The 15,971-nt window shown below is 73.9% G+C and carries 12 protein-coding genes; 3 read left to right on the forward strand and 9 right to left on the reverse strand.

The features are described from left to right. Positions 1-47: 47 nt before the first annotated feature. Entirely contained in the window at positions 48-1,514 is a 1,467-nt protein-coding gene (yczR, locus tag ABD126_RS13590) for a MocR-like transcription factor YczR (protein ID WP_343934131.1), read from the forward strand. A gap of 501 nt (positions 1,515-2,015) precedes the next feature. On the opposite strand, the gene ABD126_RS13595 is transcribed toward yczR, so the two are convergent. The 7 genes from ABD126_RS13595 to ABD126_RS13625 all read right to left on the reverse strand — a co-directional run bounded on the left by ABD126_RS13595 (position 2,016) and on the right by ABD126_RS13625 (position 10,545). Continuing rightward, on the reverse strand, positions 2,016-2,936 hold the full coding sequence (locus ABD126_RS13595) for a hypothetical protein (RefSeq protein ID WP_343934132.1): 921 nt from the start codon (positions 2,934-2,936) through the stop codon (positions 2,016-2,018). A 249-nt stretch (positions 2,937-3,185) separates the two neighbouring features. Then, positions 3,186-3,659: a hypothetical protein gene (locus ABD126_RS13600; protein WP_343934133.1), complete on the reverse strand. Its 474-nt coding sequence runs from the start codon at positions 3,657-3,659 to the stop codon at positions 3,186-3,188. Then, positions 3,656-4,198, reverse strand: coding sequence for an RNA polymerase sigma factor (locus tag ABD126_RS13605; RefSeq protein WP_343934134.1), 543 nt, complete (start codon positions 4,196-4,198; stop codon positions 3,656-3,658). Before ABD126_RS13605 ends, ABD126_RS13600 begins: the two co-directional genes overlap by 4 nt. A gap of 100 nt (positions 4,199-4,298) precedes the next feature. Beyond that, complete coding sequence (locus ABD126_RS13610; protein WP_343934135.1) at positions 4,299-6,497, reverse strand: FtsX-like permease family protein; 2,199 nt, start codon at positions 6,495-6,497, stop codon at positions 4,299-4,301. 430 nt (positions 6,498-6,927) lie between these two features. Next, positions 6,928-9,243: an ABC transporter permease gene (locus ABD126_RS13615; RefSeq protein WP_343934136.1), complete on the reverse strand. Its 2,316-nt coding sequence runs from the start codon at positions 9,241-9,243 to the stop codon at positions 6,928-6,930. A gap of 106 nt (positions 9,244-9,349) precedes the next feature. Further along, a complete protein-coding gene (locus tag ABD126_RS13620) occupies positions 9,350-10,027 on the reverse strand; it encodes an ABC transporter ATP-binding protein (RefSeq protein ID WP_343934137.1) in 678 nt (225 codons plus the stop codon). Continuing rightward, a complete protein-coding gene (locus tag ABD126_RS13625; protein ID WP_343934138.1) occupies positions 10,024-10,545 on the reverse strand; it encodes a PadR family transcriptional regulator in 522 nt (173 codons plus the stop codon). The genes ABD126_RS13620 and ABD126_RS13625 overlap by 4 nt, the downstream gene beginning before the upstream one ends. 141 nt (positions 10,546-10,686) lie before the next feature. On the opposite strand from ABD126_RS13625, the gene ABD126_RS13630 reads away from it, so the two are divergent. Continuing rightward, positions 10,687-11,232, forward strand: coding sequence for a CGNR zinc finger domain-containing protein (locus ABD126_RS13630; RefSeq protein WP_343934139.1), 546 nt, complete (start codon positions 10,687-10,689; stop codon positions 11,230-11,232). Positions 11,233-11,421: 189 nt separating this feature from the next. Here the strand turns inward: ABD126_RS13630 and ABD126_RS13635 are convergent, their stop codons facing one another. Next, a complete protein-coding gene (locus ABD126_RS13635) occupies positions 11,422-12,627 on the reverse strand; it encodes a DUF445 domain-containing protein (protein WP_343934227.1) in 1,206 nt (401 codons plus the stop codon). 80 nt (positions 12,628-12,707) lie between these two features. Between ABD126_RS13635 and ABD126_RS13640 the strand changes: the two genes are divergently transcribed. Then, positions 12,708-13,880 (forward strand): pyridoxal phosphate-dependent aminotransferase, encoded by a 1,173-nt coding sequence (locus ABD126_RS13640; protein ID WP_343934140.1) that lies wholly within the window; start codon positions 12,708-12,710, stop codon positions 13,878-13,880. A 131-nt stretch (positions 13,881-14,011) separates the two neighbouring features. Here the strand turns inward: ABD126_RS13640 and ABD126_RS13645 are convergent, their stop codons facing one another. Then, a complete protein-coding gene (locus ABD126_RS13645) occupies positions 14,012-15,928 on the reverse strand; it encodes an NACHT domain-containing protein (protein ID WP_343934141.1) in 1,917 nt (638 codons plus the stop codon). Positions 15,929-15,971 lie beyond the last annotated feature (43 nt).

The raw sequence follows: 15,971 nt of genomic DNA on the forward strand, positions 1-15,971 counted from the left end.
CTTCGATTGGCCTTGCCTTCCAGAGCCAATGACCAATAATTGGCCTTATGAACCACGACGTCCCACCGGGTGGACGTATATCCGGCTTTCGACTGGCCCGCCTGCTCGGCGAGTGGCGGCGACGCGGTGCCCGCCAGGGGTCCGCCGACCTCGCGGCGGCCATCCGGATGCTCGTCCTCGACGGTCGGCTCCCCGCCGGCACCCGGCTGCCCGCCGAACGCGAGCTGGCCGAGGCGCTCCCGGTCAGCCGCACGATGATCACCGCGGCGCTCGACCAGCTGCGCGAGGAGGGCCTGGTCGCCAGCAGGCGCGGGGCCGGGTCGTGGATCAGCCTGCCCACGGCCACCGGCTCGCTGGGCATCGTCCCGGACACCCCGCTGCTCGGGCACAGCATGGTCGACTTCGCCCGCGCCGCGCCGCCCGCGATCCCGGGCCTGCTCGCCGCGTTCGACTCGGTCCGGCTGCGGCTGCCCGAGCAGCTCGCCGACCACGGCTACTACGAGCACGGCCTGCCCGACCTGCGGCGCGCCATCGCCGACCGGTACGCCGCCCGCGGCCTGCCCACCTCGCCGGACCAGATCATCGTCACCAGCGGCGCGCAGCACGCCTTCGCGCTGGCGTTGCGCCTGCTCACCGGGCCGGGTGACCGGGTGCTGGTCGAGCAGCCCAGCTACCCCAACGCGCTGGACGCGATCAAGTCGGTGTCCGCGATCCCCGTGCCGGTGGCGATGACGTCGACCGGCTGGGACCTGCCCGGCATCGCCGCGGCCCTGCGCCAGGCCGCGCCGCGCATGGCGTACCTGGTGCTCGACTTCCAGAACCCGACCGCGCACCGGCTCGACGCCGAGGGCCGCGCGGAGCTGGCCGACATCGCCCGCCGCGCCCGCACGCCGCTGGTGATCGACGAGACCGTGGTCGAGCTGGACCTCGACGGCGACCCCCTGGCCGGCCCGCCGCCGATGGCCGCCCACGCCGAGGACCTGGTGATCACGCTGGGGTCGGCGAGCAAGGCGTTCTGGGGCGGTCTGCGGGTCGGCTGGATCCGGGCGTCACCCGAGGTCGTGCACCGGCTCGTGTCCACCCGCACCGCGCTGGACCTGGGGTCCGCGGTGGTCGAGCAGATGGTGCTGGCCGAACTGCTGGCGGCGCCGGACCAGGTGCTGGCGCAGCGCCGCGCGCTGCTCGCGACCCAGCGGGACGTGCTGATGGCGGGTCTGCGCGAGCACTGCCCGCAGTGGCGGTTCCGGCGGCCGTCGGGCGGGCTCAGCGTGTGGTGCGAGCTGGACGCCCCGATCAGCACGCGGGTCGCGGTGGTGGCGCAGAACCACGGGATCCGGCTCGCCCCGGGCTCGCGGTTCGGCGCGCACGGCGGGTTCGAGCGGTGGCTGCGGCTGCCGTACGTCCAGCCGGCCGACGTGCTGCGGGAGTCCGTGCGGCGGCTGGGCCTGGTCGCGGCGTCCGTCGCGGGGACGAGCGTGGCCGGGGAGGCCGACGCCACCATGCCCGTCGCCTGACCGCTGTGGTGTTGTGCCACCCGGCGTGTCGCCCGGTTCGCGTCTGCCGGGTGTGTCGCCCGGTTCGCGTCGCCTGGTGTGTCGCCTGGGTGGTGTCGCCTGGGTGGTGTCGCCGCCGTCGGGTTCCCGGCGCAGCCCCTCGGTGGGCCGGGAACCCGACGGCGGGAGCCGTGGACCTGCGGCGGGGACGCTCCAGGGATGGCGTCCCCGGCCGCAGGTTCCTCTGGGACCCCGTCCGCCGCAGGGGCAGTGCGACGACGGGATCGTGCCCGTTCCTGCCGGGGCGCGGTCGGCAGGACGGGAAGCCTGGGGTGGTGCGGTGGGGGAGGTGGCGCGAGCGGACTGCCCGGTGTGCTGCCCTGGCGCAGGCGTCCGCGGCGGACGTGCTGCCGGCGTGCTTCGGCGCGCTTCCGGGCGGGTGCGTTCGGCGTGTGACGTGCCGGTCGCGGGTTCGCCGGGCGGGCCTTCGGCCGGGCCGAGGGCAGACGGGTCCCGCGTAACTCAGTCGGGCGACGTGCTCGGCAGGCCGGGGATGCTGCCGGGGGCGCGCCGGTCGTCCCGCTGCTCGACCCGCCAGACGGTGGGCGGCGCGAACCTGTCCTGACCGGTGACCGACGCGATGACGCCGCCGCGGTGACCGCCGGACCCGTCGAGACCGCCCGCCGACGCCGAGGTCGGGGCGGTGGGCGCGGGCGCCTGCTGGGGAGCGGGCGTCGGCGTGAAGGGCTGCGGGTTCTCCCAGGTGGGAGTGGTGGCGGTCGGTTCGGTGACCGGCTGCCGGTAGGTGGGCTGGGCCGGTTCGGGGTCCTGCGGGACCTCGACCGGGGGTGCGGGCGGTTCGTCCGCCGGCGGCGTGGGCGCGAGCGCGGCCTGGCGGGCGGCGGCCTTGGCCGCGACCTTCGCCTCGTACTGCTCGGCGGGCATGGTGTTGGAGATCGACCGCGGCGCGACGGCGCTGTGCGAGCCGCCGGTGTGGCTGTACTGGCGGTCGTCCTCGTCCTGGTAGACCGGGACGTCCGGGTCCTCGCCGTCGTCCCCGCCGTCGTCCTCGTCCGGTCCGCCGAGGGCGGGCGCGGTGTACGCCAGCAGGTCGATCGGCGCGGTGTGTACCGGCAGGTCGATCGGCGCGGTGTGTACCGGCAGGACGATCGGCGCGGTGTGCGCGGTCAGCGCGGCGTGGTCGGGCAGTTCGACGGGGGCGCGCTCGGTGAGCGCCGCCAGGAGCGCGGCCGTGGCCGTGTGCTGCGGGTCCACCGCCAGGTTCACCGCGTCGAGTGGGTTCGTCACCACGTCCGAGTGGTCCTGCTCGTCCGCCGCCGCGACCCCGCCTGAGAGCAGCCAGGCGACCGTCGCGAAGCCGCCCACGGCGAGCGCTCGGAGCAGCAGCGATCCGCTGCGGCGCGCCGCGTCGGGGACTGCCACTGGAGATCACCACCGTTCCGGTTGCGGCGAACGGGTCGGACCGTTCGAGGTCGACGTTCTGCTATGTCTAGCACTGGTCACCGCTTTTTCGAACGATATGCCACGGAACCCACTCGGAAGGGCGGTGCCGTGCGGCTGTCCGGGTTGTCGCGCCCGTCCGTGAACACAGTCCGTCGTGTTCAACGGATCGAGTGACCGCCGATGTCCGGAGTGGACGGAGAGGCGAACGACCCTCGCGTTCGGACCGTGTCACGCGACGAACCACCGGGTGGCGGTGTCGGGTGCGCCTTTCCGGCGCAGCACGAACTTCAGCGGGCCGCTGGGGACGTTGTCGACGTGGAAGTAGCCGCCGGGGCCGAGCGGGGTGGTGTGCGCGCCGGTGGGCCAGCGGGTGAGGAGCGTGGTGCCCGTGTGCGCGAAGCCAGTGGCGTGCAGGCCGCTGGGGGTGGGTTCGAGGACGACGTCCAGGGCGGTGAAGCGCAGGGTGCGGGCGGTGGGGTGGTCGGCGGTGCCGTGGTCGGTGGTGTGTGCGGAGTCGGTGATCAGTCGCGTGAGGACCGCGGTGGTGCGCCGGGTGAGCGCCGCTCGGGCCTGTGCGGCAACGGTTCGCGGCGTCGGGTCCAGGCGGACGAGCAGGTCGGACAGTCGGAGGAGCAGGTCGTGGTCGGACAGGGTGCTTGGCTCGGCGGTGGTGCGGGGCGGCTCGGCGGTGTCGGGGGTCATCGGGCGGTCTCCTGGGCGAGGCGGCGGCGCAGGACGGCCAGGCAGCGGTGGCGGGTGGGGCCGAGGCTGTTCTTCGGGATTCCCGTCGCTTCGGCCAACCGGGTGAAGGTCAGTTCGGGTGCGTGGGCGATCAGGTGCAGCAGCTCGCGGCACCGGGCGGGCAGGGTGCGGTAGGCGCGCCACAGGCGGGTGCCGGTGTCGGCGGCCTCGGCCGCGTCCTCGGGCGTCGGCGACCCGTCGGGCAGGTGCAGGTCGGCCGGCTCCTCGCGCGATCTCGTGCGCAGGACGGCCAGGCACTCGCGGCGGGCGGTGGTGACCAGCCACGCCGTGAGGCGCTCGGGGCGGCGGATGGTGGTCAGGTTCTCGGCCAGGATCAGCCAGGTGGCCTGGGTGACGTCGGCGGCGTCGTCGCGGGTCAGGCGGAACGACCGCGCCACCGCCCACACCAGGCGCAGGTGGCGGCGGACCAGTTCGTGCCACGCCTCCCGGTCGCCGAGGTGGGCCAGGGCCAGCAGCGCGGCGTTGGTTCGATCTCGCATGTTCCACGTGAGGAACGCTCGCAGCCCCGGGATACCCGGTGCCGCACGAAGGTGTGGATCTTGGAACTGGGTGCCCGGTGCGGGCGTCTATGGGCGGTTCTCACTCGGTCCGCAGGCTCGCCGGGCGGATCGCGTGGCGCAGCGCGGGCATCGTGCACAGCGACACGACGAGCACGACCGCCGCCGCGCTGGTGACCGTGACGCCCAGTTCCGCCCAGTCGACGCGGAACAGGGCCGTGGGGACGACCAGCCACGCCGCGCCCAGGCCGACCGGGATGGCGAGGACGATGCCCAGCGCGGTCGGGATCGCGGACTGCCACAGCGCGGCCTCGGCGAGCGTGCGGCGCGGGACGCCGTTGGCGGCGAGGACCGCGGCGTGCCGGCGGCGTTCCCACACCTGGTCCACGGCCGCCGCCGCGAGGCCGACCACGGCCAGCAGGACGAGCAGCACCGAGCCGCCGATGACGCCGCTGCGCAGGGACGTGAACAGCTCGACCTGGCCGGCCCGCGCGGTCACCCGCAGCACCACCGCCCGGTCGACGCGGCCGGTCGCGGCGAGCAGGTTGTCGCCGAACGCCCGGTCCGGCGGGCCGACCACGACCAGGCTCGTCGGCGGCACGGCGTCCAGCACCGGGTCCGCGCCGCTCGCGACGAACAGCGCCTGCGTCGAGCCGGGGACTTCGCGGTGCTGCGGCACGATCCACGTGTGCGCGCCGACGGTCAGCCGCGTGCCCGGCGCGGGGACGCCCGTGGTGCCGGCGGTGCGGTAGGCCGCGCCGGGGGCGCAGTCGGTGACCTTGAGGCGGTCGGCGAGTTCGGCGCAGTCGGTGCTGATGACGACAGCGGGCAGTTCGCCGCGCGGTTCGAGCGTGCGCACCTCGCTGACCCGCCGCACGCCGCCGACCAGCGCGATCGCCTCCTCCAGCGAGCGGACCGGGGTGTGCTCGCCGACGTCGAGCAGCCACCGGTGGGGTTCGGCGCGGGACTCCAGTTCGGCGGCGGCGGTGACCTGGGCGGCGACGCCGAGCAGGACCTGGAGCGTGAGCGAGCCGGTGAGGACGACCACGACCCCGGCCAGCACGCGCGGTGTGCCCGCGTCGAACCGCAGGCCGCGCACGGCGAGCATCGGCGCGACGGCTTCGGGGTGCAGGCGGTGCGCGACCAGTCCGACGAGCCACGGCAGGACGGCCCCGGTGCCCGCGAGGACGAGCCCGATGCCCGCGCCGAGGCCGACCGCGGTCGCCGAGTCGGCCCAGACCTCGTGGAACGACCCGACCGCCGACACCGTCAGCAGCACCGCCGCACCCGCGCCGAGCAGCGCGAACCGCCACCAGGCGCGGCGGGCGGGCGTCTGCGTGGCGCGGTGCAGCCCGAGCGGTCCGATGTCCACGGTGCGCAGGGCGAGCAGCGCCGACACCACCGCGACCACCGGCACCCCGACCGCGATGAGCGCGCCGAGCACCGGGTCGGGCAGCAGGTCGGTCGGGAAGAACCCGACCCCCTCGACCTCGATGAACCGCGCCAGGGGACGGGCGGCGAAGAACAACGCGACCCCGACGAACAGCCCGAGCACGGCCCCGGTCAGCGTCTCGCCGCTGGCGATGCGCCGGACCTGGGCGCGGCTGGCCCCGACCAGCCGGATCGCGGCGAGGCGGCGGTCGCGGCCGGTCGCGCCGAGGCGGGTGGCGACGAGCACGAAGATGCCGAGCGGGACGAGCAGCGCGCCGATCGCCGTGACCATCAGCAGGCGGTAGGCGGGCAGGAGGGTCGGGCCGGGCCGGTCGCCGCCGAACCCGTCGACGGGGGTGGCGTCGGCGGCGTGGACGTCCGCGAGGCCCGCGTAGAAGAGCAGCGACTTGGGGCGCGGCAGGCCGGCGTCGGCGATGACGCCGATGACCCGTTCCGGGAAGCGGGCGCGCACCGAGTAGTCGGTCTGGATGAGGTGCAGGAGTTCCGGCGACACCACCACCTCCCCGGGCTGCGGCAGCCGCCCCACACCGGGCGGGGTGGGCGCCCCGTCCCGGGTGGCGGCGACCTCGACCCCGACGATGTGCCGCCCCTGCCAGGACACGACGACGTCCCGGGCGCGCAGCGGAGCCCCGTCCCCGGAGGCGACCGGCGCGGCAGCCCGAACCCGCTCGGACTTGGCCTCCCGAGCCGGCCCGACGGAGGCGGCGAGCAACAACACGACCACGCCGAGCCCGACCCCGGCGGCGGTGAGCGCCAACCTGGCCCACGAGGTCCGGCTGCCCCCGACAGCCAACCGGACCCCGAGCACCAGATCGGCGACCCACCTCACCCGAGCCGCCCAACGCGGACGACCAGCTCCGGCGACCAACACCCAACCCCCACACTGATGAAGACGCACCAAACCCCGATCAGGTGGCACACGGCGGCACACATCCCGCCGCCCGGCACCCCACTCAAGACGCACACGCCCCCGATTCCGCTGCACGCCTCCCTCGGCCCCGGCGGGCCACAGCCGCACACCGCCGCCTCACCGCGTGGGGCGCTGCCGCCGGTCCCGCTGTCGCCGGTCCCGCTGTCGCCGGTCCCGCGCCGCCGAGCACTACGCCGCGCCGCTGAGCCCCACACCGCTGAGCAGCGCCGCCGAATCGCCGCCCTGCCGCCCGCCGCCCTGCCGCCCGCCGCAGTTCCCCGCCGTTGCCCGGGCGCGGCGTTCTGCCGTGTTCGCCGAGGTCGGTGGGCTGTCGGCGGGCGGTGGGTGGTTATTCCGAGCGCAGGCCCAGAGCGCCGGTGGCTCGGCGTAGGGAGGGCAGAGTCAGGGCGGTCACCGCTGCCACCAGTGTGGCGGCGGCAGCGGTGAGGATGGCCATGCCCGTCCAGTCCAGCACGATCGGTTGCGCCACGATCCGCAGCAGCAGCACCGCCAAGCCGCTCCCGATGGCGATCGACACCACCAACGCCAGCGCCAACGGCACCGCGTTCTGCCACAGCAAGGACCGGCCCAACGCGCCCCTCGGCACACCGCTCGCCGCCAGCACCGCCAGCGGCCGGCGGCGTTCGCGCACCTGTTCCAGGGCCAGCACCAACAGGCTCGCGCCGGCCAGGAGGAGGGTCACCAGGGAACCGGCCAGCAAGCCCTGGCGGATGCTCTGGAACTGCTTGATCCGCTCGGTCGGGTCCGACGCGCCGAAGTAGTACGCGTACGACCGCCACGTCATCGACGCCATCGCGTTGCGCACGTGTTCCGCGATGTCCTGCTGGTTCGGGTCCACCTTCACCAGGACGGTCAAGCGGGACAACGGCAGCCCCAGGTCCCGCACTGCCGCCGGGGTCAGGAGCAGGCCACCGCCGACGTGTTCCTTGAACTCCGCGGGCGGGCCGACGCGGGTGTACGCCGGGATCGTCCACTGTGGACCAAGCCGTTCCTCGCGGCCGAAGCCGTCGACCAGGTTCACCTTGGTGCCCGGCAGTTCCGGCTGCGCGTCGGCCGGGTCGCGGTGGCCCTGGTCGTCCACCATGTAGAACACGTCGCCGTCCTTGCAGCTCGGCAGCGTGGCCTGCGTGGTCAACGCCTCGCACGACGCGACGGTCGCGGACTGGTAGCGGTCGTCCCCGACGAACTTGTACTGCAGCGACCACATCGGGTGCACGCGCTCCACGCCCGCGGCCCGTTCGATCCGCTCGATGGCGCTGTGGGCGCCTTCCGGCGGCGAGTCCGCCAGGTTCACCATGAGCCGCGTGCGGTCGGCCTCTTCGATCGGCCGCTCCAGGATCTTGCTCTCCGCGCTCGCCAGCACGGACTGCAACGCGATCCCGCCCGCCAGCACGACCGCCACCCCGCCGACCACGCGCGCCGCCGTGCCGCTCTCCAGCTGGAGCCGGCGGATCGCGAGCTGCCACGACGGCGCACCGCCGCGCAACCGCCCGACCGCGCACTCCACCACCCACGGCAACAGCAGCGGGATGCTCAGCAGCAGCGACAGGATGCCGCCGACCACGATGGTCGTGCTGCCGTTCTGCTCCGAACCGCCCAGCGCCTCGGACTGGCTGAGCAGCGCCACCGTCCCGACGAAGATCGGGATCGTGCGCCACCACATCACCCGCCGCACCGGCTTGGTCCGCCGCACCACGCCGAGCGGCTCGATCACCGTGCGGCGCATGGCGACGATCGACGTGACCACCGCCAGCACCGGGACCAGCACCCCGATCAGCACGGCCAGCCACGGCGTCGGCGCGACGTCGCTGACGAACACGCTGACGCCCATCAGTCGCAGCTCCTCGACGAACTGCCGCGCCACCAGGAACAGCACCGCGCCGACCGCCAACCCGGTGAACGCGCCGAGCAGCGCCTCCCCGGCCGCGATCCGCCGCACCCGGTGCGCACCCGCCCCGACCAGCCGCAGCGCGGCGAGCCTGCGGTCCCGCTCGGCGCCCGCGAGCCGGGTGCTGATCCCGACGAACACCAGCACCGGGAACAGCAGCGCCACCACGCCGATCATGATCAGCAGCGACAGGATCGGGTCCAGCTCCCGGATCTGCCCCTCGCCGCCGAACGCCAGGATCGCCCGTTCGGATTCGCGCGGCACCGACGCGTCGCCCGCGATGAACACCAGGTCGTGCGGCGCGTTCAACGCGTCCTGGCCCAACAGCCCGATGCGTTCCTGCGGGAACCGCTCGCGCAGCAGCTCGCCGGCGGGCGAGTCGAGCAGCTTCGCCAGCTCCGGGGACACCAGCAGTTCGCCGTCGCCGGGCACCCTCGACACGCCCGGCGGGACCGGCGCGCCCGGTCCGGTGGCCACGACGAACCGGCCGTCGATCCCGCGCCCGCGGAACTCGGTGAACCAGCGCTGCTCGTACAGGGCGTCCTGCCCCGGCCGGGGCTTGCCCAGCACCGGCGTGGACGCCGCGTCGCGCTCCTCGCGCGACTCCAGCATGGACGGCACGGCCGACGCCGTGAGCAGCACCGCGACCCCGATGCCGATGCCCGCGCCGGTCAGGGCGAGCCGGACCCACGACGTGCGCCCGCCGCCCAGGGCGAGCCGCACGCCCAGCAGCAGGTCGGTGAACCAGAGCTTCACCACGACCTCCCGCAGGCGGCCCGCGGCCGACCCGGGAGGGCCGCGGTGACGCGCTTCAGCACGGCCACGCGGATGCGGCCGGACAGCCGGGAGCGCAGCGGTGACGTCATCGGACCGGCTCCACTTCCCGGGACCGCCCGTCGCGCACCACGACCTCGCGGTCCGAGTACGCGGCGACCCGCGCCTCGTGGGTGACCAGCACGACCGCCGCGTTGGTCTCCTTCGCCGCCGTGGTGAGCAGCTGCATCACGCGCTCGCCGTTGAGCGAGTCCAGCGCACCCGTCGGCTCGTCGGCGAACACCACCCGCGGCCCGGTGACCAGCGCCCGCGCCACGGCCACCCGCTGCCCCTGCCCGCCGGACGTCTCGCCCGGGCGCTTGTCGGCCACGTCGGCGACCTCCAGGCGCTCCAGCCACGACCGCGCCCGCGACTCCGCCTCCTTGCGCTTCACGCCGCCCAACCGCAGCGGCAGCGCCACGTTCTCCAGGCAGCTCAGCTCCGGCACGAGCTGCCCGAACTGGAACACGAACCCGAAGTCCGTGCGCCGCAGCTCGCTGCGCTCCCCGTCGGCCATCGCGCTCAGCTCGACGTCCCGGTACCGGACCACGCCCGAGTCGGGCGTGAGGATGCCCGCCAGGCAGTGCAGCAGCGTGGACTTGCCCGACCCGGACGGCCCCATCACGGCCACCACCTCGCCCGGGTGGACGCTCAGCCCCGCGCCGTCCAGCGCGGGCGTGGGCCCGAACGACTTGCGCAGGTCGACCGCCTCCAGCAGCGCGCTCACCGGACCACCTCCGAGAGCTGGCCCAGCCGGGCGGCGGTCAGTTCGAGCCACCGGAGGTCGGCCTCCAGGTGGAACAGGGCGTGGTCGCAGATGAGCTGGTCGGCCAGGTCGCCCTCGGCCTTGCGCCGGGTCAGCTCGCGCATGGTGCGCAGGTGGGCGGACCGCTGCACGTCGAGCACCTCGTCCGCGCTGCGACCGGACAGCAGCGCCAGCACGACCTTGGCGTACAGCGTGTTCTGCAGGTAGGGCTCGGGCTTCTCCGGTGTGCCCAGCCACTGCTCCACGTCCGTGACGCCCGCGTCGGTGATGGCGTACCGCTTGCGCTCGGGACCCTCCCCGGCCTCCACCCCGGCCTCCTCGACGAGGCCGTTGCGCAGCAGCCGGGACAGGGTCGTGTAGACCTGCCCGTAGTGCAGCGGCCGGTCGTGGCCGAAGCGCTCGTCGTAGGCCTTCTTGAGGTCGTATCCGTGCGAGGGACCCTTCTCCAGCAGGCCCAGCAGGGTGTGTCCGATCGACATGGGGCCGACTATACACACGATGTATACACGGGGTGCATAGCCTGATCGGCGGTCACCCGGTCGGGCAAAATGGCTAACCAGCGAAAATCAGTTGACGGTTACTTCGCCACATCGGGACGCGTCGACGCCTACAGTGGAGGGGTGACTGGTCTGGCGGCCGGCTGGGACCACGCGGCTCTCGCGCAGGGTCGAGCCGGCGATGCGGAACACGATGTGGAGCTGCTGCTCGCTTTCCTCAACACCCGAGACGTCGAACTGGGCACGGACGTCCTCGACGACGTCGCGGCCTGGCGCAGGTGGGTCGCCGATCGCGGCCTGGGAGACGTGGGCGACCTGGCGCAGGCCCGCGCCGTCCGAACCTCGCTGCGGGCCTCGCTGGGCGAGCGGTCCGAACGCCTCGACGGCCCCGACCCCGCTCCCGCGGCGGGCCTGATCCGGGTGGACCTGAGTCACGGCGTGCCGATGATGTCGAGCGAGGACGCGCTGGGCGCGGTCCTGGGCGCGGCGGCGCGGCTCGCGGTGCTCGGGTCGTGGGAGCGGTTCAAGATCTGCCAGGCGGACGGCTGCCTGTGGGCCTTCTTCGACCGCTCCCGGAACCGTTCGCGCATGTGGTGCTCGATGCAGGTGTGCGGCAACCGCGAGAAGGCCCGCAACTGGCGAGAACGGCGCGCGCTCAGCGTTTCGTAGGCCGAGCCGGGCTGGGGCTGGGCCGGGCTGGGCCGGGCTGGGCTGAGGGGCTGGGCTGAGGGGCTGGGCCGGGCTGGGGCTGGGGTCGAGGCTGGAGGGCTGGGCCGGAGGCGCGGCGGGCCGGGCGGCGGCGTGCTGCCGGGGCTCGTGCGTGGGTGGGCGCTGCGCTGGTGCCTGCCCGGCGGGGCCTCACACCACGAGCCGGCCCACCGTGTAGATCACCAACCCGGCCAACGCGCCCACCACCGTGCCGTTGATCCGGATGAACTGGAGGTCCCGCCCCACCTGCAGCTCGATCTTGCGCGAGGTCTCCTCGGCGTCCCACCGCTCGACCGTGTCCGTGATCAACGTGGTGATCTCGTGCCGGTAGTTCGACACCACGTGCCCCGCCGCGCCCTCCAGCCAGCCGTCGACCTTGGCGCGCATCGTCTCGTCCTCCACCAACCGCCGGCCGAAGGACATCAGGCCTTCGCGCACGCGTTTGCGCAGCTCGGACGACGGGTCCTCGGCGGCGGTCAGGAGCATGCCCTTGGCCGTGCCCCAGGCTGACCCGATCAGGCGTTGCACGTCCGGGTGATCGATGACCTGCTGTTTCACGTTCTCCGCGCGCTGCATGGTGGCCGGGTCGTGCTGGAGGTCCGCCGAGAACTCGATCAGGAAGTGGTCCACCGCCTGCCGCATCGGGTGGTTGACGTCGGTCTTCACCGCCCACGCGAAGTTGAGCAGCTCCGAGTACACCTTGTCCGCCAGCAACGAGTCCACGAACTTCGGCGACCACGTCGGCGCGCGGTCCGACACCACGGTCATGACCCGGTCGTAGTTGTCCCGCACCCAGTCGTAGGCCCGGTCGCACATGAGGTCCACCAGCTTGTGGTGCGCCCCGTCGGTCAGCACCTGACCGAGCAGCTTGCCCAGCGGCGGGCCCCACGGCTGGTCGGTCAGCCGCCGCACCACGGCCTGCTCCACGATGGCCTGCACGTCGTCGTCCCGCAGCACGGTGACCGCGCCCTTGATGACGTTGGCCAGCTCGGACGTCACCCGCTCGGCGTTCTCCGGCACGGACACCCACGCCCCGACCCGGTGCGCCACGCCGACCCGGCGCAGCTTGTCCTTCACGACGTCCTCGGCCAGGAAGTTCGTCCCGACGAACGACCCGAGCGCGTCGCCGAAGGTGTTCTTCCTGGTCGGGATGATCGCCGTGTGCGGGATGGGCAGCCCGAGGGGCCGCCTGAACAGCGCCGTCACGGCGAACCAGTCCGCCAGCGCGCCCACCATCCCGGCCTCGGCCGCCGCGCGCACGTACCCGATCCACGCGGGTCCGCCGTCCTCGAAGACCAGGGCCACCAGGAAGATCACCGTCGCCGCGAGGAAGAAGCCGGTGGCGACGAGCTTCATCCGGCGCAGGCCCGCGCGCTTGAGCTGGTCAGCGGCCGTCAGTTGCTCCACGACGCCATTGTCCGTGAAGATTCGGCGTTGTGCGGGAACCAGCGCTTGTCACCAGGATGCGGCCGTTCACCTCGACGATCTTCGCGGAGATGACCGCGTTGGCGGTCCGCACCGGGGCGGTGAACCTCGGGCAGGGCTTCCCGGACACCGACGGGCCGGCCTCGATGCTGGCCGTGGCCAAGGAGTCCATCGACGGCGGCCTCAACCAGTACCCGCCCGGTCCGGGCATGCCCGTGCTGCGGCAGGCCATCGCCGAGCACCGAGCGCGGTACGGCACGCAGTACGACCCGGACACCGAGATCCTGGTCACCGTGGGCGCCACCGAGGCCATCGCCGCGTCGCTGTTGGCGCTGGTCGAGCCGGGTGACGAGGTCGTGCTGATCGAGCCGTACTACGACTCGTACGCGGCGTGCGTGGCGCTCGCGGGCGGGACGCGCCGGTCGGTCGGCCTGGTCGAGGAGCCGGGCACCGGTCGGCTGGGCCTGGACGTCGAGGGCCTGCGCGCGGCGATCGGTCCGCGCACGAGGACGATCCTGGTCAACACGCCGCACAACCCGACCGGCACCGTGCTCAACCGGGACGAGCTGGCCGAGATCGCCCGGCTGTGCGTCGAGCACGACCTGGTCGCGATCACCGACGAGGTCTACGAGCACCTGGTCTTCGACGGCCTGGAGCACGTGCCGCTCGCGTCCCTGCCGGGGATGGCCGAGCGGACCGTCGCGATCTCGTCGGCCGGCAAGTCGTTCAACTGCACGGGCTGGAAGATCGGTTGGGTGTGCGCGCCCGCGCCGCTGGTCGGGGCGGTGCGGGCGGCGAAGCAGTTCCTGACGTTCGTCGGCGGCGCGCCGTTCCAGCCGGCCGTGGCGCACGCGCTGCGCAACGAGCTGGAGTGGGTCGAGGAGCTGCGGACGTCGCTGCAGGACAAGCGCTCGCGCCTGGCCGAGGGCCTGACGGAGGCCGGTTTCGCGGTACGGCCTTCCGAAGGCACGTACTTCATCACCGCCGACGTCCGGCCGCTCGGGTTCACCGACGGGCTCGAACTGTGCCACGCCCTGCCGGAGCGCATCGGCGTCGCGGCGGTGCCGGTGCAGGTCTTCACCGACCACCCCGAGCAGTGGCAGCACCTGGTCCGGTTCGCGTTCTGCAAGAAGGACGAGGTGCTCGACGAAGCCATCCGCCGCCTGCACAAGCTCAACGCCTGACGGCGCCGGGCGTCCGACCGCGCTGGGCGTCCGACCGCGCACCGCCCGCGCCTAACGCCGACCGCGCGCCGCCCGCGCCTAACGCCGACCGCGCGCCGCCCGCGCCTAACGCCGACCGCGCACCGCCGGCGCTAGGCGTCCGACCGCACCTCCGCCCGGGCGCCTGCCAGCCGTTCCTGCACCAACGCGTGGCGGAACTGGTAGCAGGCGCCCGCCTGGCGCAGCACGCCCAGCTTGCGGGCGTCTTCCAGGAAGACCATCAGCTCCCACGGCAGCTTGCCGCGCACCGCCAGCCAGATCCGGGCCACGGTGAACCACCACCAGCGCAGGTGCAGCACGGACAGCGTGAACCCCAGCATCAGCCCGCTGGCCAGCCCCAACCCGACCATCCCGGACTGGTGCGGCCCGAACACGAGACCCGCCGCCGCGCCGAAGACCACCGCCAGCACCAGCGAACCCGTCCACACCGCCACCCGGTCCCGGGCCATCGTCCACTTCGGACTCGACGGGTGGGTCAGCTCGGCGCTGTCGGCCAACGAGAACCTCAGCGCCACGGCCACCGCCAACCCCAGCCCGACGACCAGCCCCGCCGACAACCCGTACAGGGCGCCGAAGACGAGTCCCAGCGCCGTGCCCAGCACCCCGCTGACCACGACCAGGCTCCGCCACACCCCCAAGCGCGGCTTGGGTTCGCGCGTCCCCGAGGCGTGCAGGGCGGCGGCGGACACGAGCAGGCCGGCGGCCAGGCCCGTCCACGGGGCGTACTTCGGCGAACTCGCGTACGCCATCAGCCACGCCACCCCGACGCCGCCGATCGTGCCCAGCGACACCGCGCCCAGCAGCGCCAGCCACGTGCCGTGCACCGACCGCCGCACCCGCCACCAGGCGATGTCCTCCATGCCGGCCTCCCGCGCCAGGAACGCCAGCCAGCGCCGCGCCTTGGCGCGCGGCCACACCTGGCTCACCCGCGCCTGGTGCGCCACGCCCTTGTCGCCGAACGCGCCGTCCACCAGCGTGTCCACCAGGTGGTCCTCGATCGAGCGGCGGTCCGGGAAGCGGCCCCGGTCGAGCAGTTCGCTGGGTTCGCCGTGCGCGTAGACGACGCCCGCGAGCCACACCGCCAGCGGCGTGGACAGGGCGTCGGCCAGCCGGCCGTCCGGTTCGTCGCGCAGGTGCAGGAAGATCGGTTCCCAGCGGGCCGCCGTCAGCGGGTCGGCCCGGGCGCGCAGGTAGCCCGCGATCTCCTCGTGGTCCAGCGGTTGCAGCTCCACCACGTCCGCCGCCGGCACCACCGCGCCCAGCTCGGCGAACTCGTCGAACCGGCTGGTCAGCACCAGCGGCGACGACTTGGGGAACGCCCGGTTGATCCGCTCCAGCGCGTCCGCCCGCTTGTCGCGGGGGATGCGGTCCAGGCCGTCCAGCACCGGGAACACGCGCCGCTGCTCGACCAGCAGGTCGGCCGCGTAGCTGCCGTACAGCTCGGTGTTGCGCAGGGCCGGGTGGTCCTCGTAGAGCCGGTGGGTCATCCACGTCCGCACGTCCTCGACGTCCGGGTCCCACGTGGACAGCGGCAGCAGCACGGGCACCGGTCCGCCGGCGTGGCGGTCGAGCAGGCCGATGGTCAGCAGCATCGCCACGGTGCTCTTGCCCGACCCGGCCTCGCCGAGGAACACCATCCGCTGTTCCCGCTCGAACGCGCCCACCACGGCGTCGCTGCGCCCCGGCCGGCCCCGCGCGGAACTCCAGTGCAGGTCCAGCAGGTCGTCACCGAGGCCGCGGGCGCGGCACTCCTCGGTCCACTGGGCGTGCAGGGCGCGCGCGAGCGCGTCCACCGCCGCGTCGAGGTTGTCGTCGGTGGCCAGGCCGGCCGCGCGCCTGCGGTGCAGCCACGGGTCGAACGCGGCGAGGAACGCGAGGAACCCGACCGCCAGCCCGGACAGCCACAGGTCGGGGTCGATGCCGTAGTCGGTGACGAACAACCCGGCCGCCGCGAGCAGGGCGGCCAGGACACACCCCACGAGCACGGCGCGTTGGCGAAAACGGGACACGGAGGCATCATGACCCACCCGTCACCCCTGGTGGTGACGCGGT

The sequence above is a fragment of the Saccharothrix mutabilis subsp. mutabilis genome, assembly GCF_039521145.1.
Lineage (GTDB): Bacteria > Actinomycetota > Actinomycetes > Mycobacteriales > Pseudonocardiaceae > Actinosynnema > Actinosynnema mutabilis.

What these genes read in the sequence shown, in the direction of transcription:
- yczR (WP_343934131.1), top strand. Translation starts at nt 48, where the DNA reads ATGAACCACGACGTCCCACCGGGTGGACGTATATCCGGCTTTCGACTG.
- ABD126_RS13600 (WP_343934133.1), bottom strand. Translation starts at nt 3,659, where the DNA reads ATGACCCCCGACACCGCCGAGCCGCCCCGCACCACCGCCGAGCCAAGC.
- ABD126_RS13605 (WP_343934134.1), bottom strand. Translation starts at nt 4,198, where the DNA reads ATGCGAGATCGAACCAACGCCGCGCTGCTGGCCCTGGCCCACCTCGGC.
- ABD126_RS13625 (WP_343934138.1), bottom strand. Translation starts at nt 10,545, where the DNA reads ATGTCGATCGGACACACCCTGCTGGGCCTGCTGGAGAAGGGTCCCTCG.
- ABD126_RS13635 (WP_343934227.1), bottom strand. Translation starts at nt 12,627, where the DNA reads ATGAAGCTCGTCGCCACCGGCTTCTTCCTCGCGGCGACGGTGATCTTC.